Source organism: Pseudomonas sp. NPDC090208 (assembly GCF_044746785.1).
Taxonomy (GTDB): Bacteria; Pseudomonadota; Gammaproteobacteria; order Pseudomonadales; family Pseudomonadaceae; genus Aquipseudomonas.
The window spans coordinates 42908-62519 of the sequence record NZ_JBIVCU010000024.1 but is presented as its reverse complement, the minus strand read 5'-3'; the positions used below and the strand labels follow the sequence as shown (position 1 = coordinate 62519).

The window sequence follows — 19612 nt, the reverse complement described above, 5'->3', positions numbered from 1 at the left end:
ATTCAGGGCAATGATCGGGGACAAAAAACCCCGCTCCGGGGCGGGGTTTGCATGCTTTACCGGTCAGCCTCGGGCAAAGAATCGCTTGATGTCGGGGCGGTCCAGCGCGGTCAATGTGGCCATGCTGACTTGTACCGTCAGCTCGGTGAAATTACCCCGCGAGTCCTTCGGCGCGTGCAGCGGGTAACTGATCGATTCCACCACCATGGGCGAGGCTGTACGCCCGGCATAGGTCATCCCAAGCAGCTTGGGCGTCATCGACGGGAATAGCGCCTTGATGAAACTGTCGACGTCGTGCGTGGTTTGCAGCACTTCCGACAGAATCCCCTCCTCGGCCAGCTGCTGAGGAAACACCCACTCCATCAGCCGCTGCAGCGGCGCCTCTACCTGCGATGCCGCGTCAGTGGTGGCGCGGAACAGCAGGGAGAAGTTGTAACGCACCGGCGGCATGCCGCTGAACACCTGGCGCGAATTGAGCTTGGTCATGCCGGTTCGGCCTTCCAGCTCATGCACGGCGGTTTTAAGCTTGTCGGCGCCAGCGTCCAGCATGTTGCCGACCTTGCCGTTCGGGTCCGGGTTCACCGCCTGCAACGCGTTGAGCACCGGCACCAGTGAGCCACTTTGAATCATCGCCGTGAGCGCGGGCGCCTTGGTTTCCGGGCCCATGTTTTCAAAGGGGCTTTGCCAGTTGAATGTCGCCTCAAGTGACCCCTCCTCCATGGGTCCGTACACGCCTTCGTACTCATTGATGTCGGCCACGCCCTTAGAGTCGCACACGAACAGCCGCACCATCAGCAGCGACGACAGGTTGCCCCAGTCGCTGCCCAGATCGTTGCTGGACATCTTGCCACCCAGGAACGAATCCAGCGTACTGCCGATGCCGGTGGCCACAGTGTCGCCGTCCAGCAGGTTCGACACCGCGCCGGACACCTTCTCGCCGACTTCGGAAAACGTGGTTTCCCCGTTCCAAAGCGCCGAGACGGTGCCGGTCACCGTTTCGTAGGCGCTGCTGGCGCCACTCTCCAGCAGTTTCAGGTTCTCTTTGCCACCGACAAAGCCCGCCAGGCTGTTTTCCGCCTGGCTGGCCACGCCGGTGATCAGGTTGCCCCCGACACGACCGGCAGCGTTCGCGGCGGACCCCAGCAGCTTGTTCGACGTGCTACCGGCCAGGGTGCCGGTCACCCCCTTGAGGGAGCCGGAAACCAGCTCCCCGGCCTTGTCAAAGCTGAAGTCCACCATGGCTTACAGGCCCATTTTCTTGCGCAGGCGCATCGACTTCGCACGCTTGATCTTCGCGCTGCCGCTGAAGGCCTTGCGCTGCATCTTGCGGACGGCAGACTTCTGGGCGGCGGTCAGGCGCACGGTACCGGCGATGCGCTTTTTCAGCTTGACCTTGCGGCCACCGCGCACGGCAATGACCTTGCGATAGGTCGCGTCCAGCATCTTGTCGTCATCGTCGTCGCCATCCACGAAACGACCGGCATCGTCGGTCATGGCGTCTTCACCCTGGGGCATCTTGTCCAGCAGCGCTTCATGCACGCGCTCGCCCACGTCGTTATCGAAGTCACCGCTGGAAATCAGGGTGTCGATATCGTCAGCGGAAATGCCCTTGTCTTCCAGGTAGTCGCCCACCAGCTCGGCAACCATGCCCGCGTAGTCCACTTCGTCTTCGGTCAGGTCAGTGTCGCTGTCAGCCGCGGTGCCTACGATCAGCGCCAGCAGACGGTCGCCGTAGCCCTCGCCTTCGCCGAGGTCGTCGGTTTCCGCCCACTCGCGCACCACTTGGGTCGCGTCCAGGCGCATGTTGTCGGTGTACACGACATCCGGCACGTCGTCGCCACCGCCGCCCTTATTGGCCGCGTCCAGCAGTGTGTCCTTCGGGTCCGGCGTCTGCGGCTGTTCGCCACCGTTGGCCTTCTTGATTGCGGCCTGCAGGGCGACACCTTTTTGCAGAATGTCACTCATCAAGTTCAAGTTGTTCATGCCCGTTCTCCTTAGCTCTGGCGGACGATGGATTGTTGCAAGCGGGCTACACGGGCCGTACCGTCGAAGCAGACCGGGTACATGGCGTCGTATTCGTCATACGGCGCGGCTTCGTTGCGCTTGACTTCGTATTGCCACGCGGCGCCGTCAAGTTCGGCGGTCGGATTGAGCCAGCCCGCCGACTCGATCGCAGGCAGCAGCGTGCCCAGGAAGCGCGACATATCCTTGATCGATGTCGCCATCGGCTTCTGCAGCGTTTCCTGCCCATAGGCCGCCACCATGTCGTCAAGGAAGCTGGACATTTCGGCAACGGCGATCAGCTTGGAAGCGCCCGTGGTCTGCGCACCGGTCAGGGAGTCGACCCAGGCGTATTTCGCGCCGCTCGGGTAGTCCTTGAAGATGCACGGGTTGATCTGGTTGGCCGCCAGCAGCTCCAGATCGTCGTCACTCACGTCATACATCTGCGTGATGTTGGTACCGGCCAGACCGAAGTCGCTGCCCGCGATCGCGCGGTTGCGCGGCGCGATGCCTTTGGAGTTGACCTGTGCGTTACGCGCGCAGCGCAGGCCAATCTGCTGGCCGGACGTACCGAAATACGCCTTGCCGCCCGCCATCGGGTTGTCACGCTTGAGCGGCGCCCAGAAGGCCTGCCCGTACATGGTTTTGATGTCGGAGCCGATCGACTGAATGAACGCCACAGCGGCTTCCGGGGTCAGTCGGCCCGGCACGTCGAACGGGAATTGCTTGTTGATCTCGGTACCCAGCGCACCCAGCATCGACAGCAGCGTCAGGTTTTCCGAACCACCGGCGCACAGGTAGGTGAAGTTCGGGCGCGAACGGCGCAGGCGATCGACCGCCGCCGCCATTTCCGCCGAGGTGTACACGGTCGCGCCTTCGGTGAAGTAGATCAGCGTTGCGGTGCTGAACTTCGCCTTGTTGTTCGCGGTACCGTAGAACGGGCAGTTCACCGGCACGGTGGCGCTGTCCTTGACCTCGATCACCTGCAGCGAGTCGGTGCCCTTTTCGATCACGTCGGTGATGAAATAGCTGTTACCGAATTCGTCCTTCGCCGCCGGGTCAAGCGAGCCGGTAAACGGGCCGATGATGACCTTGCCGTCCACCGGGTCAGCGAATTGCACGGTGATGACTTTCGACGGCGCTGCCACGCCCTGGTCGTCTTCCGTTTCCAGCGCGTTGATCTGGCAGACCAGACCATCGTTGTAGCAATCCAGGTGCTTGAATGCGATCAGCGCACCATCCGGCAGCCCGGCGCTTTCCAGACCGGTAGTCCAGACGTCAGGAGCCGCACCGCCACCCTGCGCCGGTACGGACGCGGTGGCGACCAGCAGCTTGTTGACCGCGCTGCTGGAAATCAGGCGCGACGTGATCACCTGCTGAGTACCGTAGCGCAGGGCCTCGTACGCCTGCACCTGCGCTTCGGCCAATGCGGTGATGTTGAGGCTGACGCCAGCGCCCAGCTGGCGTTCGATCTTCTCGCGCGTGACCGCAAACACCTTGTCGGTGCGCCCACGGGTGAATCGACCGATGAAACCAGCGTTGTAGTCCGAGGCGACAGAGCCGATCTCGGACTTGTCCATGACCAAGCCCAGCTGTACGCCGGAACGCTTGCCGATGGTTCGCGAAAATTGAACAGTCATGCGTGCGGCTCCTTATTCGCCGGTAGCGGTTTTGCTGCCCCTGCCGCCTTTGGGCTGGCTCACAGCCTCTACGGTGGTTTCGGCAGGGGTTTCGGCATCGGCAGACGCCGCTTCGGCTGCAGGCTCGGCGACGACTTCAGCCACGCCTTCCGCTTCCAGCACCGCAAAGTCTTTTTCGGGGCGCTTGAAGCGCTGGGCCAGGGTTGCGCAGTCGGTGACCACCACCCACAGCTGTTCAAAGTTCTTGACCTTGAACGTGATCGGCTCGCCCGGCTTGATCACGTCGCTGACGCCTGTCGAAGGCACCACCAGCGGCTTGATGTTCTTGTGCGTCAGCGTTGCCGTGAACGGGTAGCTACGCCCCTTAACGAAGGCCTCGACCTTCTCGCGCGGGTCGTGACCCGCCTCCTGATTAATTTCAATCTTCGCCATGTTTCACCTGTAGCCCCGTGTCTGAATCCCATTGCTCACGCACCGCGCGCGCCGAAAAGTCGTGCTGAATCGCGGCGTAATGCCGGGCTGTCGGAATCACCACCTGCTGACTACCGCCGTTGCGCATCAGTCGAACGTTCAACGGACGCACCACAAGCAAGTGTCTGGTGTTGTTCACCAGCGTCAGCTCGGCGGGAAATTCCGCGATGTCCGGCAGTCCCCACGCAGGTGACTTTACGGTCGCTGCGACGGGCTCTTGGGCGGGGGTTTGCGCGGTTTCCGCGCTCTCCTGCACCCGCTCATGCGGCAGGGTCGACGCCAGTTTCCAGTCCTCCGGGAAACGCCCCATCGGCGAGAAAAAGCCGCCGGGCGGCACCTGGCGCACCAGCTCGACGGCTGGCGCTGGTTGGTCGGATTGAGTTGCGCCGTTTGCCTGATCGCCGGACAGAGAAACGGGCGCTTTCGCGCCCGCTTCCTGTTGGTCGACGGCAATGGCGGGTTTTGCAGCAGCCTTGCGAGTGACAGGCTTGGTAGCCTTGTCCGCATCGCTGGCGGGTTTGCTTGCCCGTGCCATATCGCCCCCTTAGACCGCCAGCGTGTCGACGTTCTTGACCTTGATCAGCGCACAGCCCAGTGCCGACAGGGTGTGCGGGTTGACCTCGGTCACGTTACGGCCATACAGCGCTGCACCGGACTTCAGGTCACTGAAGATGCCCAGCGGAATCATGGTTGGCGGCAGGGCGTCCGACAGCACGATCGGGTTACGCGCCACCTGCGCCGCACGACCAATCGCCAGCATTTCCAGGTCGGTGGCGGTTTCGTTGACGTAACGCGGGGTGTAGTAGACGTCGTACTGGTTCTTGTAGCGGCCTACGCGGTAGATGCCTGGACGTGCCGACACACCGGACGGGGTGAAGTCATCCGCGCCCATGGTGCGGAAGTTGGCTGCACCCTTGGCGCCCACGAACAGGATCGACAGGCCGAACTCCATGGTCTTGTTGGCCACGTCCTGGTCAACCTCACCCATGAACGCGGCGAAGTCGCGCCAGCGCTGCGCACGGGATTTTTGCAGCAACTGGTTGGAGACGTCGTAGTCGAACTCGCGCTGAGTGTTTTCGGCAACGTCGCGGATCTTCGACAGCGCGTCGTAGTAGCGCTCCATCGCCAGCTGCGCACGCGCGGCGTTCACCGCCACGGTCAGGAAGTCGGCACCCAGTTCGCTCTGGCCCTGGCTACGCGCACCCGGAGTGACCTGCATCAGTACACGCCATTCATGGCAGAACACGCTGAAGCTTTGCGCGGTGGTCTTGATCGCAGGCGTCAGCAGCGGCTGTTTTTCGTAGTCGATGAAGCCATTGACCTTGACCACGGTGTCAGCAGGCAGTGCCGGGTTGAACGACAGGTTGCCGGTACCGGCAGCAAAGTCGACCGAACCCGAAATGGCGTATTTCGAGCCGCTGATGTCGACCTGACCGGCGATCTGGCGAACAGCAGCAGAATCGTTCGGGTTGATCTCGCCAGCGACCTTGAAACCAGCGATCTTGACGGCAGTACGGGACGGCAACACTGGAACTGCAGCACCGGCGCCAGCCTGATCAGCCTTGAAGGCGAAGGTAGCAGTAGTGCGATCACCGCTCAGTTGCGCGACCACAGTGCGCTCGGCGTTGATGTAGTTCTGGCCACCGTTCACACCGTTGAGGATGTCGCCATCCTTGTACGCGCCGAAGGTGGTACCCGCGACGTTGTTGATGATGGCCAGCTTCGATTCGTTCGAGTTGAGGTCGGCAGGCAGGTACGCGCCGAATGCCATCGCTTCGGCCAGACTGCCGATGATGGCCACTGCGATGCGGTTTGGTTGGTGCGACAGCGGGGACGATTGCAGCGAGTTGGAAACGCTGTCCAGGGTCAAGCCGCCCAGACCGATCGAAGCCTTACCGTCAGCGACAACCAGACCTTGGGAGACCGCCGAATCGATCATGTCCGCCGACGGCACGAAACCGTGCTCGTGCTGGAAGCGCGCGATACCGTCCAGCATCGAGCCCACGATGCCTGGGCGGTCTTTTTCATCGACCATTTCCATCAGCGCTTTCATGCGCTCTGGCAGCAGGTCGTCTTGGTTCTTCAGGGCTTCGCCGATGGCGCTGACCGAAGATGGCGCTGCGCTGTCGAGCATGGTGCCGGTGCCACGGCTGAGCTTCAGCAGCTCGCCGACCTTCACCTCATCCGCCGCCAGGGTGGTGTCGGGCGCGTAAACGTGTTTTTGCGACATGTTCCTACCTCATTGCTGTTTTGGGCTGCGCCCGATCCGTTACAGCAAGAATTTTGAGGTCGGAAAAAACCCCCACCGGGTGGGGGTTTGCATGGTTTTCACGTCGCCGCCGGGTTACTTGTGCAGCACAATCAGGCGGGCATTTGCACAGGTTTGCGCCAGCAGCGCGTTGTCGTTGAAGGTACCGCCGTCCAGCTTTTCGACGTAGGCCTTGTGCGCGTCCAGCCAGTCGCGGAATTCTTGGGCTTTGTTGTCAGGCCCAACAAACACGCCCTCCCCCGCGATCGCCACCAGCGTGCCGCCGCTGGCCAACATGCCGTAGGCGCGCATGATGTGATCGGCGTCCCGGCGCTTGGAGAACGGCGGGTTCATCAGGATGGCGGGGTACGGCTCATCCGGCTTGAAGTCGTTGAAGTCTTCGGCTACGACGGTGTAACCCTTGGCGGTCAGGATGTCGCGCAGCTGGTGACTGATTTCAATCACGTCGACCACGCCACCGGCAGCGGCAGCCGCGTCAGCCAGGTTGCCGTTACCGGCGCTTGGCTCCAGTACCCGCATCCCCTTGGTGATGCGCGCCAGATTGGCCATGCGCTGCGCAACGTGGGCAGGGGTCGGGAAGAAGTCGACGCCCACATTTTGCCCCATCACTGCCCGCTCAGCCTTGGCCACAGCGCTCTCTTGTTTCTTCTCGCCCATCAAAGGCAGCAACGCCCGGCAAGCGTCCTGCAACTGCGCGTCGTTGGTGATGCCCATCCGCTTCAGGCGGTCGAATCGGTTGATCACCTCCATGGCATCCATCATGTAGCGCCCGCCCTTGATGGTCTGAAGCACTTGAGAGGCCTTGCGAGTGATGGCGATGTCGCCCTCGTCGGTCAGGCGCCAGCGTTCGGCACGCTGCCCCATCTTGGTCAAGGCAGCAATCAGGCGGGAGTTGCCCGTGGGAGCCTTCTGGGCGATCGCTCGCCCGGCGTCACGGTATTGGCTCGCCCATACCAGCGGCAGAGGCATACGGACGTGCTGTAGATCCTCCACCGTTGCCAGCCGCCCTACCTTGCTCTGCCGCTCCTGATAACTCAGACCCTTGTCGGATTCATGGATAGCGATGTCGAGCGCTTTCTTCAGCTCCTGCAGTTGCGCACGGCTGGTCAGACTGGCCAGTGCGCCCCCGGCGCCGACCTCAATGGCGTCGGCGATGTTGTCCAGGGTCTTGCCCTCAAACTCTTCATTGGCGCCGCGCGCGTAAGCGCTGGCGGCCATGCCCGCCGTACGTGCAGTGTTGGTCTTACGATCGGCGTTCATGGTCGCGGTGCCGTTCTCGACGGCCTTGGCGCCTACCTCACGTAGCTTTGCCACCTGATTGGCCACGGCCTGCTGCTGGCGCTGCAAGGCCTCACGAGTGTCGCGCTCTTGCTTCTCGGCCTGCTGTTCAGCCGACAGCACCACCGGCGCCGGTGCGGCCTGAATGTGCGACGTATCAACGCCCAGGTGTTTCTCCCGGATGAAATAGCCGCCGTTCATGCGCCAGGTGTACGGGTCGATGGCTTGGGCTTCTTCCTTGGTCAAGTCCGTGCGGATGATCCCGCGCAGGATCTTGTCCCGCTTGGTCTTGTACTCAATGATTTGCGGCGGTTCCGAAACCACCGGCTGATCAGCCCCGGCCTGCTGGCGCTTCACACGCTCGGACAGGTGCTCATCGGCCCATTGACGCACCCACGCGGTGTATTCGGCCTTGTTTGCCGAGATTGACCCCTTGCCAAGGCGCTCCCACTCCCCGGCACGGATACCAGCCCACCCCAGAAACCCTGAATTGCTGGCAGTCGTCGGCAGCTCTTCCAGGGTGTCCAGATATGCCTGATAGATTGGGTTATCGGACTGACCGGCGCCGATCGTGCGTTCAAACTCGGCCTGCGATTCGGCTTGCTGCTGCGCCACGATCCGCGCGGTCTCTTCCGCATCGGCCTGCGCCTTGGCGCGGGCCTGTTCGTCGGCCAGGTGCTGGTCCTTGGTCGCCTGCGCCGCTTCGTCGATCGCGGCCTGCTGGCGCTGGGCGATGGCCTGCTGCTCTTGCTCGTGCGCCTGGACGTCTTCCGGCGCTGCGTCCTCGCCGAACACGGTGCGGTACTTCTCGGCGCCCCACTCCTGCGCCATCAGGCTCTTGAGGTTGGCCAGGTTGCGCGCGATGCCGGAAATCTTGCCGTCGAAAGCCACGGACACGCCGCCCTGCGGCTCGGCGTAGGTGTACAGCACCGCGCCCGACGGCAACGCGCTTTGCTCGACCGGCAGCATCCTGCCGTTACGTTCCTGGCTCTTGGAGAACAGCAGGCCGGTCGGCGCCGCGGTGAACTTGACCAGATCCATGTAGGCCTTCACGTAGGCCGCCAGCGCCAGCGGGTCGCCGGTCACCAGCAGGCCGCCGTTTTTCTGCGGCAGAAAGCCGGTGGCCATGGCGTTGCCGGTCGATTTCGGCGCCGGTGCTGCAGAATCGACGGATACCACCGCCAGGATGGTGATATTGATGTCGTCGTCTGCTACAGTTGATCCAACGGCGTTTGAGTCGGGCACTTGTTGCGCGTCGTCAAGCATTCCGTTGTGAACGGCGTTATCAGACTCGCGCGGCCCTACCCGCGCAACCTCTGAGGCGCCGTTTTCTTTTGCCCGCCAGCTATCGCGCTCCGAGTGCGACACGTTGTAGAACAGGTTGCCTTTCGAGTCCTCGGCGACCGTAACCCCAGCCGTCACCAGCAGATCGTCAATCTGCACCTGCTTCTGAATGAAGTAGAACCCGGAAAAGTTGTCGTTGCGCGTCTTGTAGGGTTCTTGCCGCTGGCCAGCGGTACCGGTCTCCAGAATCTCCCGAATGTGCTCGATCAGTCGCGCCTTCAGGATGTCGCCTTTCATGCCCATCTTGGCCTTGCGCCAGCCCACGCCGTTGATCAGCACAGGGCCAACCACCGACTGAATCACCTGATCCTTGAGCACGCTCTGGTAGTAGGCCCGCGCCTTTTCAAAGGCCGCCTGCCCTTCATCCAAAGCGGCTTCCTGCACCTCCCCCAGCAGGGCACGAACCGTGCGTTTCCGGGCGACGATGCGCTCACGGTCGAACGGGGTAAGCGTGGTGTCGGCCAGCTGCTCATCGATCCGCAACAGCTCCTTGCCCAGGTTCATGCGATCGACAGGCGACAGCACGCCGTGTTGGTTCAGGTCAGTCATGGTTTACCCCAAAAATCGAATCCAGCAGCGCGGTGTTGGCCAGCGCTTTTTCAAAGGTCTTGTCGTCGCGCAGCGTCTTGAACAGGGCGTCAAAGGCGGCGTTGATACGGTCGCGCTCCTCCCCTTCCGGGTACGGCTTGAACGGCTGGCCAAGGTCGGGGAAGTAGTGGTGGCGGTTGTCAGCCAGGCAGCTGAGGTAATCGTTCTGGCGGCCCATGGCGGCCAGCTTGTCTTCCAGATAGGACTGGAACGCGCGGGCGGCCATTTCGGTGGCCGATGACCAGTATTCGCCGCCCTTGCTACCGTCCAGCTGCTTGGCCTCGGCCATGTAGCGGGAAACGCCCCTGCCAGTGTTCAGTTCCACTTCGGTGCTGTCGGCTGGCGAGAAGTACGCGGCGGCGAAGGTGCGCCAGGTCTTTTTCATCTTCTTCGCCCGGTCGCCGGGCATGCCGCCAAAGTAGGCGTCCACCACCAGTACGGCGGCCTGTGCGTTACCGGCGGCCTTGATGCGCCGGGCGATGTCGTTGGTGGGGTTGTCGAGGTTCAGGCGGGCGTTTGCCAGCGTGTTTGGGCTGAACTTGATGGTTTCCGGCAGGCGGGTATCGCCGTCGCTCAAGGCGCGCTTGAGACCGGCGAAGGCGTCACGCACGGGGCCTTCGGGCACCAGCTCGGGATCATGCGAGCCGTATTCGGTCGCGCTGCCCGCTTCACCGCGCAGCAGGCCGGGCAAGATGTTGTCCAGGGCGTGCCAGTTCTCGTGGCCAATGCTGCCGCCGCCGTTCATCTTGGTGATGTTGATCGCCCGGCGTACCGGCTCGTAGTGCGCCGCTGCGGCACCCTTGCCGCCCTTGCCACGGGCGCCGAACGCCAACCCCAGGCGCCCGCCAAAGCCCAGCACGCTCTCAGGCAGGCCCACCACGTCGGCCATATCCATCATGGCGCCCGCCGACTGCTCGACGTGCCACTTGGAGCTGTCCTTATCGTCCAGTACCCAGTTGCCGGACTGCACCGCGCGCAGGCCGCACAGCTGCTGCAGGTCGCGGGTGGAATTGACAGTGATCGGGCGCCCACCCTTGCGGTCGAACTTGTCGACCACCTTCAGGGCGAAGGTCTGGCGCTTCTTGGTCGGCGTTTTCGGCGCGCCTTGGATCACTGCGCCGCTTTTCTTGTCGGCCCACTCCCATTCCTTCGGCTCGCCGGAAAGCGCGTTGGAAACGTGCTTGGCGAACGATTCAGAGCCCATCCGGCTGCGGAACATCAGCGATTTGACGAACCGGTCGCCCAGGGACGTCCACGCGCGGTTGATCGGCAGCGCCAGATTGCGCGCCTTGGCGGCACCGAGTATCTCGCCGCGCTCCTGATACACCGCCTGGCGGGTGTCCCGCAGGCCGGACAGCAACGGCTTGTTTTGGTCGAGCATGTCGCGCCAGGCCTGCGCGGCGGCGCGATCGGCGGCAGCAGCGTCCTGCACGGCCTGTTCGTGCTGGGGCTCGACCTTCCAGCCACGGGCCAGACGGTTGTCGAAGTCACGCTTTGCCTTGGAATGCGCCCCGGACGCCGCATACATGGCGTTCTGCGCGTTGAGCTGGGCGGTCTCCAGCGCGGCAATCTGCGCGCCCAGGTTCTTGACCTGATCCTGCAGCGCCACATAGCGCGCCGTTTCGTCGGCGTCGAGCTGGGAGCCCATCACCTCGTCACGGATCTCGTCCAGGGTGGCGACCACCTCCTTGGGCGTCTGACAACGCTCAAGGCGCGTACGCAGCGTTTCGATGCCCTGCACGTATGCACGTCGGGCCTGCGGACTGTCCTCGCTCGGTTCCTTGTCCAGCGAGCTGTAAACGCGGTCCATCAGGTACGCCGCTGCCGGGTCGGTGCCGCTCTCGCGCAATTCGGCCCAATCCACCACGCCGAACAGGTTGGATTTGACCACCAGCGCCCGCGCCTCGCGGGGGTTCTGCTCGATCGCGGCAAAGTCGATATCGGAGCCGCGCAACATACGCCCTTCCGACCGCGCCTTGCGGATAGCCCCTGCGGCTTCCTCTTTGCGGCTTCCAGGGATGTAGCCGACATCGGCGTACCGATAGTTGTCGCTGTTGGGATCGTCGCTTAAACCGTCGTCAGCGGCGTTTTCAGCTGCTGCTTCGGCGTCCATCTGCGGGACGGGTAGCGCCGGGGCGCCCAGTTGCTTGCGAATGTTCAAGGCTTCGGCGCTGACGCGGGCCTTGTCGAGCGGGGACAGTGCCCCGCCACTCAGCTGCGCCCGCAGGGACAGCAAGCGCGCACTCAGTCGCGCTTTCTCGATAGGTGGGATCTGCATAGAGGTGCGGCCTGATCAATTTCAGGACGGTATTTTCGGGCGCCAGCAAAAGGCCACTGAGCGGCGCTTTGCTCATATCTGTCGGCGTCGTGCTACGATCACCCCCATGTGACAGTGAGGAGTACTCCCATGCGGATACTTGAAGAGATTTTGGTGGATTACCTGACCCAGTGGGATCGCAATTATCTCGGCGATGTGGTGTACCCGATCCTCAAGGAATTGGCTGGCGATGCTCGCTTCGACGAAATCACGCTGGTGATGCAGTCGTTCAAGAAACAGTACGGCCTGGCCTTGTCCAGCGTGGAGACCCGCGTGGCGCCGATCATCCTCAACCACTACATCTACCCGGTCGCCGGGATCGATGAATACACCATCCATGACCGTTGGGGCTCTGAGAACATGGCCGCCACGATCAACCGCGCCGTCTTGCGCGAAGGCCTGCTGGCCATGACCGTAGAGCGCGTCGTCGAGCAGCTGAGGCAGAAAAAATCAGCATGAAAAAAGGGCGCCATCGGCGCCCTTTTTTGTGGCTGACTCCTGAATCACCGGTGGCGGCGCAGCCATTGCCCCACCTTCCCCGCGAAGCGCTTGATGCCTTCCCAGATAAACACCAGCACGAACAACAGAAACAGCCCCACGAACACCAGAATGGTGATCCTGACCGGCAGCGGCGCGCCGTCGAAGTGGTAACCCACCACCACGACCTGCCAGACCAGAGTCACAACCCCCGCAGTGACAGCTAACCACGCCACGATACGACCCCACATGGCCACCCCCAGTCAGGCAATCATCGGCGCAAAGTGCGGCTTGCCTTCCACGTCAGCGATCACGCCAGACGCATACAGCAGTGTCCCGACGCGACGGGATGCTTCCCCTTGGGTCATGGCCGTGATGGCGCTCAGATCAGCCTCACCGGCCACCGGCAGCGCCGTTTTGTAATACGCCTCCCAGGCCTTGGACAGAGCGCCCCGGATGTCGGATTGCGTGGAGCCCGCAAAGCGCCGACGGAACACTCCACCGGCGATATCGAAGGTGTGCAGATGCTTGTAACCGACTTGAGCGCCCGCCCCATCACGGCAGCGGATACAGGTGCAGGCACCCTCTGTAAATGCGCCCATCAGCGACTTGTCGAATGCACGCACAGGCGCGAGAAATAGGCGCTTGTCTTCCTCAAATAGATCCACGATTCACCTTCCTTAATTTTCGCGGCATTGCTGCAGCTGAATTCCCCGCCAGCCCAGTCGCAGTGCGGATATGATTATAAATTTACTTACGTTACGCACTTTGCGCAACGTATATCACTTATGCACTTTCTCTACCTTGCGCATAGTGTTTACCTTGCGCAATGCGAACACTTTGCTTACCTTACGCACGGCCAGTATGGCGAGCAAAATGCGCAACCTACTGGCCGTACTGATAGAGCACACACTACTGACGGTGTGGTGCATACTGAAAATACTTACTTTGGCTAACGTAGGGGTTACCGATGATTATTCTTGTAGCAGGCGAGAAGGGCGGGGCAGGAAAAAGCTGCGTAGCGCAGAACCTGTCGGTCTTCATTAAACGTGAGGGCGGCGACATCGCCTTGGTGGACGCAGACCCGCAGGGCACCAGCTACGAATGGGCGGCAGAGCGCGAAGCGAACCTGAAAGACACCAACCCGGCAGGCATCATTCCGCGCCTGAAGGCCCACGGAAACATCCGCGAGTGGCTTATTGAACAGTCAAAGCGCTATGGTCATTTGATCGTCGACACCGGCGGTGCTGACTCCGAAGCTCTGCGATCGGCGATGACCGTAGCTGACCTCATGATCGCGCCGTTTCGTCCTAAACGCCGCGACCTGAAGACACTGCCAACTGTCGAAGATCTGGTGAAGCTGGCCACCGCCGTCAATCCTAAGCTGCAAGTTCGCGCGCTGATCACTCAGTGCCCGTCGCTTCCAAGCCAGGTTGTGCGCATTCTGGATGCCAAAGAAGCCTGCCGGACGTTCGGCCTCCAGACCCTGGACGCCGTAACTATGGCCCGAAACATCTACGACGACGCCGACGAAAACGGCTCTAGCGTTCTTGAGAGCGATCAAGATCCGAAGGCAATCGAAGAAATCCTAAGTATCGCAAACGAATTATGGGGAGGTTACAAATGGCGGGCCTGAAAGGGTTAGACCGAAGCGGTGCCGAGGCGCGTTCACGACTTACGGATGAAGCTGCAGAGGAGTTTATCCGTGCAGCTCCACTGAGCGCACCTAAACCAGCTGAGCCAGCACCAGCCCCTGCGCAGAAGAAAAAGGCCAAGGTGGCGGCGAAGTCCAAGCGGGTAAACTTCTCGCTAGATGACAAGATCGACAAGCAAATCGATAAGGTTTCGCTCTGGCCGCGCAGCTTCAAAGCCACCCGTAGTGACGTTGTTCGCGCAGGCATTCAGGCGCTCATGGCGATGCCACGAAATGAGGCAATAGAGCTTCTACGCAGCGTCACCGGCGCCGAAGCGGATACACAAGATACGCACGACGAATAACGTCTACACAGTGTGTACGTTGCGCAACGTAAGTAAAATGCGCAATGTACACACCTTCAACACCTTCAACACCTTCAACACCTTCAACACCTTCAACACCTTCAACACCTTCAACACCTTCAACAGGCTGCGCACGTTACGCAGAATGCGCAAGTGCAGTAGTCCGGGCGTAAAAAAGCCCGCACGCGGCGGGCTTCTGTCTGTCAGCCAGGTAAACACCACCCGACTTTCTTCTCACCGTGGTACGGCACCGCCAGCCCCTCGCCGATCAGCACCGCGGCCACGTTCTGGTCGCCAACCCATACCTCTGCCAGCAGGCGGAAATACTTGTCGCGGTCCAAGTTGCGCAGCTCGATCGGCTGACCACTGTCCAGCAGCGACAGCAGCTCAGTGCGCGCCAGCATCGCCTGGCGCTCTTCGTTGGCCTTCGCCGCCGGGTCGGCGCAGTGGCTGTGCCGCTCGGGCGTATCCATGCCATTGACCCGCACGCCCAGGCGCTGGCCGAACACGCCCGGCCACTCCTGCACGCTGATGGTGATTGTGTCGCCGTCGTATACGTCGACGATCTGGTCACGGCGCAGTGGCATGCTGCCGTAGGCGCCGAAAGCCCACTGCGGCAGCGCCACGATGCCCAACATCACGCCCAAGGCAGCTGCTTTCACGACTACCCCCCGCATCACACGGCCTCCGCAGTGGCTTTCAGGGCGTACTGACTGAAGGCTTGGGCCGCGTCCTCAAACAGCCCGCCCAGCTCCTCGCCAAACTCGGCGTAGGCGCGTTCAAACTCCTTGACCAGCGCGTCGGCGTCACTGAAGTCGGCAGTGCCGTCAATCACACTGTCCAGAAAGGCCTTGGCTTGCTGCATGGCGGTGTCCTTGTCGTCTTCGGGTTGCGGGGGCTCTGCTGCCGGTTCCGGCGCTGCTGGGGGCTGCTGCGGGCTGAACAGGTCGTTCTGCTCGATCGCAAACACGCCCTCCCCGTATTCCTTCTCCAGCTGTGCGTTGGCGGCGCTCACGATGTCGGTGAAGCTGGCGGGCTCATCGTCGAACAGGCCTGCGGTCTGCTTGCGGCGTGCCTCGCTCTCGACGAACTGCGCCATGGCCTTGAACGCGGTCCCCAAGCGCTTGGCGCTGCGGTTGTTCTTGTTGATGAACATGGCCATGGCCGCCACTGCCGGGTCGACATCGCCGAACATGTCGCCTTGGCGCAGGAACTCATCCAGCGGCATGCCGCTTTCCTTGGCCTTGCGCAGGGTGTTGGTAGCCGCAATGATCGCGTTGACCGCTTCCTGATCCAGCGACAGCTCCAGGGAGTCGGTCACACGCTCGCCCGCATCCTCGGTACCGATGCGGTCCAGTTCCTTGGCACGCATGAAGTCCGGCGCCGCCATGTTCAGGGCGCTGACGATGTTGGCGGTTTCCGGCTTGCTGACGTCGGCGGTCAGTTCCAGCAGGCGGTCATCGGAATACGCACCGGCAAACAGCGCGGCCTGTACGCGGCTGATCAGGCTGGCGGTCGGCTGGCCGTCGCTGGTCAGGTATTGCGCCGCTTCGGTGTCGCCCAGGCTCTGCAGGAAGGCGTTGATGAAATCGCGGTTCGCCGCGTTGGTCAGGTCGCCATCGGCAAGCTTGGCCATCATGGCGCTGTCCAGGCGCTTGGCATCGCTGCGCGCCTTCTCGGTGGCGGTCATGGCCAGCTTGTCGTCCTGATTCGCTTCTACGGCGAATTCTGCGCGGTTCACGTCGCTAACCCGCACGCGCACCAGCACCGGCGCTTTCATGCTTTCGATCTTCGCCGCGCTGACTTCAAAGTAGTCGGCGTTCTCAATCAGCCATTCCCGGTATTCGTCGGCCTTGCCAATGCGGTACGCCTCACGGATGGCCATGGCGCGCCCGTTGCCAGATTCGACCACTCGGTCGGGGCCCACGATCGGGGCGCCGGTGTCGGCACGCGTGGTGCGCCCCAGGCTGTCCGGGTCCAGATCGCGGGCGGTCTTCTGCACCCACGCCTGCGACGTCGCCCGTGCGCGATCGCGCGGCTGCAGCTCGCTCGGGTAGTCCGGGTTAGGGGTGCCGTCCGATTCGTGGCTGATGATCAGGTTGCGCGCCTCAATGACCTTGAAGCCGGTCACCACCTTGAGGCCTTTGGCGGTCTTGACGGTGCCCATGCGGCCATCGGGGGTGATGTTGCCGGTGTCGTCGTCTTCGGGCTCGATATCGGGCTCAGTGGTCGGCGGTTCGGCCACTGCCGCTGGCGCGGGCTCCGCTGCACGCAGACCGAAACCATCGGTCTTGGCCTTGGCCGCGCGCACCAGGTCACGCCCGACACTGGCCAGAATCTCGTCCTTGGTGCCGCTGGCGCCCAGGCTGAAACCGGCCTTCAACACCACTTCACGCAATGCGTCGACGTCGGTTATCGCATCCAGCACGCCCAGCGCCCCCATGGCGTTACCGGCTTTCAGGGCATCGGTCAGCTTTTCCAGATCGGTGCGGTTGTCGCGCAGCGCCGGGTCATCGCCCAGCATGTCTGGCTGCGATTCACCGGTGGCGGCTTGATGGATGGCGCGGGCGGCAGCCTCGGGGGTGGCCTGCGCTTCGTACTGCGCATCGGCGATCGCTTGCTGCCCTTCCAGCACGCCCGCCGCATCGCCGTAATCAGCCTGCAGCAGGTCCGCCAGCGCCGTGGTGGTCTGCTCAAGCCAGTCGTCTTTCGACAGGGGCGGAATGGCCGCCTCGCTCGCTTCAGGGCCGCGATAGCCCGCATCCCACAGCTGTTTCGCCATGCTGGCGATGTCACTGGACAGGTTGCCGTAGAACGCATCGCCCGGCGCCATGGCGGCGAGTCGTGTGCGGGCCGACGCCAGCATTTCCAGCAAGCGCGCGATCTTCTCAGCTTCCGCGTCGTCGGCGCCGTTGCCGAAGTCCTGATTTTCTTCGCCTGCGGTCTTCTGCGCTTCCAGGTTGCGCAGCTGCTCGGACACCTCCTCAAGGTAGGCTGTAGCGTTGCGGGTGTTGAGGATGCCGCCGCTGTCGATCGCGGCCATGGTCTCGGCGATCACCATCGTCAGCGATTCGATGGCGTTAGCCTTGGTGCCGCCCTTGCCCATCACCGCCCGGCCCGTCTTCTTGCCGGTCTGCACCGCCTCAAGATCGGCCCGGTACCCGCTCAGCTGCTCGGCCAGCTGCGCCACGGTCAGGCCCTGCGCATCGCCGCTGTTCACCCGCGCTATGAACTCTTCGTGGGTTGGCGGCGTGCCGCCCAGGGCTTTCAGCTGCTCGTTTACGCCGTCAGCCTGCGCCAGGAACTGTTCGGCGAACGTCGACGCCTTGGCCACGATCTCGGCGGTACCGGCCTGCACACCCTCGGTACCGGCTGCCGGTTCGGTCGGCGCCGGTATAGCCGCTTCCTTCGCCCGCAGGTCGGCCAGCTCCTGATCCAGACTCTGCAGCTCGCTGGTTTTCGCCTGAATCTGCGTTTTCAGGTCTTCGATCTTTGCTGCGCTCTCGGCGCTGGCACCTGCGGCCTTGAGGAACTTGGCGCTGTTCTTCTCCACCAGCGCCATGATGCGGCGAGACACCTGGCGCGGGTTGATGTCCTGGCCACGTTCCGGCGCCACAACCAGCGTAATGTCCTTCTTGTTCAGCACCCACTTCCAGCTGATCAGCTCGTCGGCGGGCGTCAGCTTGTTCGGCGTGCTGTCCGGGTTGTGGAAGAACACCGACACGCTCTGGCCGTCGCTCATGGTGAACAGCATGGCCACTTGCGTGGTGCCTCGGTTCTTGAATGGCTGGCTGACCTCGACCGCATCGGCCTTCACGGACGCACCAGCGGCCTGCATCACGCGCAGCAGCTGGTTGGCCTTGCGCTGGAACTGCGCGTACTCGATCACCATGGCGTCGAGCATGGTGCCGTCGTTCAGGAACTCGGTGACGTCCGCCAGGGTGGCACTGTCCAGCAACAGCTTGTCGGCGTCCTCACGGCGCAGGCCATACATCACGTCACCCAACGTCATACCCACGGGCAGATTGTCGTCGCCCCAGGCCACCACGGCGCCGGTCATAGGTTTTACCTCATCGTCGATTAAGTCGGTGGCCTCAAGGGGCCGGGAAAGGTCGCCGGATTTGAGCCAGGCTTTGAATTGCTTGATGGTGCAGACGACATAGCTGCCCATGCCCTGCCAGCCACGCTCATAGCTGTTGCGGTAGGCATTCAGCGCCGTTTCGATGTCGTGGAAGCCCAGCACAGCCTTGTGTTCGTCAAAGGAGCGATCCCGCTTCACCTGATTGACGACCACCACCAGCGGGCTTTCCGGCACCGGGCCCACATACACGTCGAACGCATCGCCGTCGGCGCCGTTTACGCCGTTGATGTAGCCGTAGTTCGCCATGCACACGATCGACCAGGGCTTGCCGTCCTCCTTGCCGGTGCGCGGGGTAAACATGGGGGTTTCGATGGTGATGGACAGACCATGCTGGCGCATGCTGCCCTTCTTGTAGTTGCCCGCGCGCACCTGCTCGGCGGTCGGCGTGGTCTTTGACCCAAGGCCGAACGCGCCACTGTGCGCGGCGCTGGTCAACTTCGCGTAGGGATCTGACATTTATCGGGGGCTCCGCTGGAAAGCCTCACGATATCCCGGCCAAAACGGCGTTCCGGGCGCCGGTTTTCACGTCAACCGGGCACAAAAAAGGCGCCGGGAAAGGCGCCTCTGCGGGGGTGTCGAGCCCAGGCTCGACAGGGGCATTTAGCCGCGTCGTATGCTCGGCTCGGGCGCCTGATCGATCAGGCTGCGCAACACAATGCTGTTGTTGAGCTTCAGGTCGAACGCGCACTGGCGCACCTTCTTGCGCTGCGGCTCCGTCAGCCAGAACAGCGTCCGCTCATGCGGCACCGCGTCATTGAACGGCTGCTTGCTGGCGGGCAGCTGAGCTGGGGTCGCGGCATCGATCAAACCACTGACAATCACAGATTGCGACAGCCCCTGTTCGTACGCCAGCAAGCGCACCTTTTCGAGCTGTGCGGCAGGCAGATAGAAGGCCATGCGCTGCTTGCCGGAGTTGCTTGGCTGCGAGCTTTCGGCGCTGTCGATCGGCGAATCTGCGGGCATTGATGCCTCCTGCGTGGGGATGGGTTTTGTTTGAAATCATGATATCGCATGATACACGACACAATGTCACAACCACGCAATTGTGTCTCCCCTGACCCGGAATCGCGATCGAATATCGTACGGGG

The 19612-nt window shown here is 62.5% G+C and carries 16 protein-coding genes; 3 read left to right on the top strand and 13 right to left on the bottom strand.

The window, feature by feature from the left end; translation table 11 throughout:
- Positions 1-63 precede the first annotated feature (63 nt).
- The 8 genes from ACIPL0_RS28325 to ACIPL0_RS28290 all read right to left on the bottom strand — a co-directional run bounded on the left by ACIPL0_RS28325 (position 64) and on the right by ACIPL0_RS28290 (position 11869).
- Positions 64-1239, bottom strand: coding sequence for a hypothetical protein (locus ACIPL0_RS28325; protein WP_400601740.1), 1176 nt, complete (start codon positions 1237-1239; stop codon positions 64-66).
- Between the two features lie 3 nt (positions 1240-1242).
- On the bottom strand, positions 1243-1983 hold the full coding sequence (locus ACIPL0_RS28320) for a hypothetical protein (protein ID WP_400731715.1): 741 nt from the start codon (positions 1981-1983) through the stop codon (positions 1243-1245).
- Positions 1984-1994: 11 nt separating this feature from the next.
- The gene (locus ACIPL0_RS28315) at positions 1995-3641 is read right to left on the bottom strand and encodes a hypothetical protein (RefSeq protein ID WP_400731714.1); all 1647 of its coding nucleotides are present in this window, start codon (positions 3639-3641) and stop codon (positions 1995-1997) included.
- Positions 3642-3653: 12 nt separating this feature from the next.
- Positions 3654-4073 (bottom strand): hypothetical protein, encoded by a 420-nt coding sequence (locus ACIPL0_RS28310; protein ID WP_400731713.1) that lies wholly within the window; start codon positions 4071-4073, stop codon positions 3654-3656.
- A complete protein-coding gene (locus ACIPL0_RS28305; protein ID WP_400731711.1) occupies positions 4060-4647 on the bottom strand; it encodes a hypothetical protein in 588 nt (195 codons plus the stop codon). Before ACIPL0_RS28305 ends, ACIPL0_RS28310 begins: the two co-directional genes overlap by 14 nt.
- A gap of 9 nt (positions 4648-4656) precedes the next feature.
- Complete coding sequence (locus tag ACIPL0_RS28300; protein ID WP_400731710.1) at positions 4657-6342, bottom strand: hypothetical protein; 1686 nt, start codon at positions 6340-6342, stop codon at positions 4657-4659.
- Positions 6343-6456: 114 nt separating this feature from the next.
- Positions 6457-9552, bottom strand: coding sequence for a hypothetical protein (locus ACIPL0_RS28295; RefSeq protein ID WP_400731709.1), 3096 nt, complete (start codon positions 9550-9552; stop codon positions 6457-6459).
- A complete protein-coding gene (locus tag ACIPL0_RS28290) occupies positions 9545-11869 on the bottom strand; it encodes an LPD1 domain-containing protein (RefSeq protein ID WP_400731708.1) in 2325 nt (774 codons plus the stop codon). Before ACIPL0_RS28290 ends, ACIPL0_RS28295 begins: the two co-directional genes overlap by 8 nt.
- A gap of 129 nt (positions 11870-11998) precedes the next feature.
- Between ACIPL0_RS28290 and ACIPL0_RS28285 the strand changes: the two genes are divergently transcribed.
- Positions 11999-12367: a hypothetical protein gene (locus tag ACIPL0_RS28285; RefSeq protein WP_400601725.1), complete on the top strand. Its 369-nt coding sequence runs from the start codon at positions 11999-12001 to the stop codon at positions 12365-12367.
- 44 nt (positions 12368-12411) lie between these two features.
- Here the strand turns inward: ACIPL0_RS28285 and ACIPL0_RS28280 are convergent, their stop codons facing one another.
- Positions 12412-12636 (bottom strand): hypothetical protein, encoded by a 225-nt coding sequence (locus ACIPL0_RS28280; protein ID WP_400731706.1) that lies wholly within the window; start codon positions 12634-12636, stop codon positions 12412-12414.
- Between the two features lie 12 nt (positions 12637-12648).
- Complete coding sequence (locus ACIPL0_RS28275) at positions 12649-13053, bottom strand: hypothetical protein (protein ID WP_400731705.1); 405 nt, start codon at positions 13051-13053, stop codon at positions 12649-12651.
- A 302-nt stretch (positions 13054-13355) separates the two neighbouring features.
- Between ACIPL0_RS28275 and ACIPL0_RS28270 the strand changes: the two genes are divergently transcribed.
- Positions 13356-14021 (top strand): P-loop NTPase, encoded by a 666-nt coding sequence (locus ACIPL0_RS28270; protein WP_400731703.1) that lies wholly within the window; start codon positions 13356-13358, stop codon positions 14019-14021.
- Positions 14009-14383 carry a hypothetical protein gene (locus tag ACIPL0_RS28265; protein ID WP_400731701.1) on the top strand — a complete coding sequence of 125 codons (375 nt, stop codon included), beginning with the start codon at positions 14009-14011 and terminating at the stop codon, positions 14381-14383. The genes ACIPL0_RS28270 and ACIPL0_RS28265 overlap by 13 nt, the downstream gene beginning before the upstream one ends.
- Positions 14384-14586: 203 nt before the next feature.
- Here the strand turns inward: ACIPL0_RS28265 and ACIPL0_RS28260 are convergent, their stop codons facing one another.
- The 3 genes from ACIPL0_RS28260 to ACIPL0_RS28250 all read right to left on the bottom strand — a co-directional run bounded on the left by ACIPL0_RS28260 (position 14587) and on the right by ACIPL0_RS28250 (position 19421).
- On the bottom strand, positions 14587-15045 hold the full coding sequence (locus tag ACIPL0_RS28260) for a thermonuclease family protein (RefSeq protein WP_400731700.1): 459 nt from the start codon (positions 15043-15045) through the stop codon (positions 14587-14589).
- 14 nt (positions 15046-15059) lie between these two features.
- Positions 15060-18980, bottom strand: a complete 3921-nt coding sequence (locus tag ACIPL0_RS28255) for a hypothetical protein (RefSeq protein ID WP_400731699.1) — start codon at positions 18978-18980, stop codon at positions 15060-15062.
- A 144-nt stretch (positions 18981-19124) separates the two neighbouring features.
- Entirely contained in the window at positions 19125-19421 is a 297-nt protein-coding gene (locus tag ACIPL0_RS28250; protein ID WP_400731698.1) for a hypothetical protein, read from the bottom strand.
- Between the last annotated feature and the right edge of the window lie 191 nt (positions 19422-19612).

Bases quoted from the DNA above. Each gene is read 5' to 3' on its own strand.
- ACIPL0_RS28280 (WP_400731706.1), bottom strand. From the start codon at position 12,636: ATGTGGGGTCGTATCGTGGCGTGGTTAGCTGTCACTGCGGGGGTTGTG.
- ACIPL0_RS28285 (WP_400601725.1), top strand. From the start codon at position 11,999: ATGCGGATACTTGAAGAGATTTTGGTGGATTACCTGACCCAGTGGGAT.
- ACIPL0_RS28305 (WP_400731711.1), bottom strand. From the start codon at position 4,647: ATGGCACGGGCAAGCAAACCCGCCAGCGATGCGGACAAGGCTACCAAG.
- ACIPL0_RS28310 (WP_400731713.1), bottom strand. From the start codon at position 4,073: ATGGCGAAGATTGAAATTAATCAGGAGGCGGGTCACGACCCGCGCGAG.
- ACIPL0_RS28250 (WP_400731698.1), bottom strand. From the start codon at position 19,421: ATGGCCTTCTATCTGCCTGCCGCACAGCTCGAAAAGGTGCGCTTGCTG.
- ACIPL0_RS28300 (WP_400731710.1), bottom strand. From the start codon at position 6,342: ATGTCGCAAAAACACGTTTACGCGCCCGACACCACCCTGGCGGCGGAT.
- ACIPL0_RS28315 (WP_400731714.1), bottom strand. From the start codon at position 3,641: ATGACTGTTCAATTTTCGCGAACCATCGGCAAGCGTTCCGGCGTACAG.
- ACIPL0_RS28270 (WP_400731703.1), top strand. From the start codon at position 13,356: ATGATTATTCTTGTAGCAGGCGAGAAGGGCGGGGCAGGAAAAAGCTGC.
- ACIPL0_RS28290 (WP_400731708.1), bottom strand. From the start codon at position 11,869: ATGCAGATCCCACCTATCGAGAAAGCGCGACTGAGTGCGCGCTTGCTG.
- ACIPL0_RS28325 (WP_400601740.1), bottom strand. From the start codon at position 1,239: ATGGTGGACTTCAGCTTTGACAAGGCCGGGGAGCTGGTTTCCGGCTCC.
- ACIPL0_RS28265 (WP_400731701.1), top strand. From the start codon at position 14,009: ATGGCGGGCCTGAAAGGGTTAGACCGAAGCGGTGCCGAGGCGCGTTCA.
- ACIPL0_RS28320 (WP_400731715.1), bottom strand. From the start codon at position 1,983: ATGAACAACTTGAACTTGATGAGTGACATTCTGCAAAAAGGTGTCGCC.
- ACIPL0_RS28295 (WP_400731709.1), bottom strand. From the start codon at position 9,552: ATGACTGACCTGAACCAACACGGCGTGCTGTCGCCTGTCGATCGCATG.
- ACIPL0_RS28255 (WP_400731699.1), bottom strand. From the start codon at position 18,980: ATGTCAGATCCCTACGCGAAGTTGACCAGCGCCGCGCACAGTGGCGCG.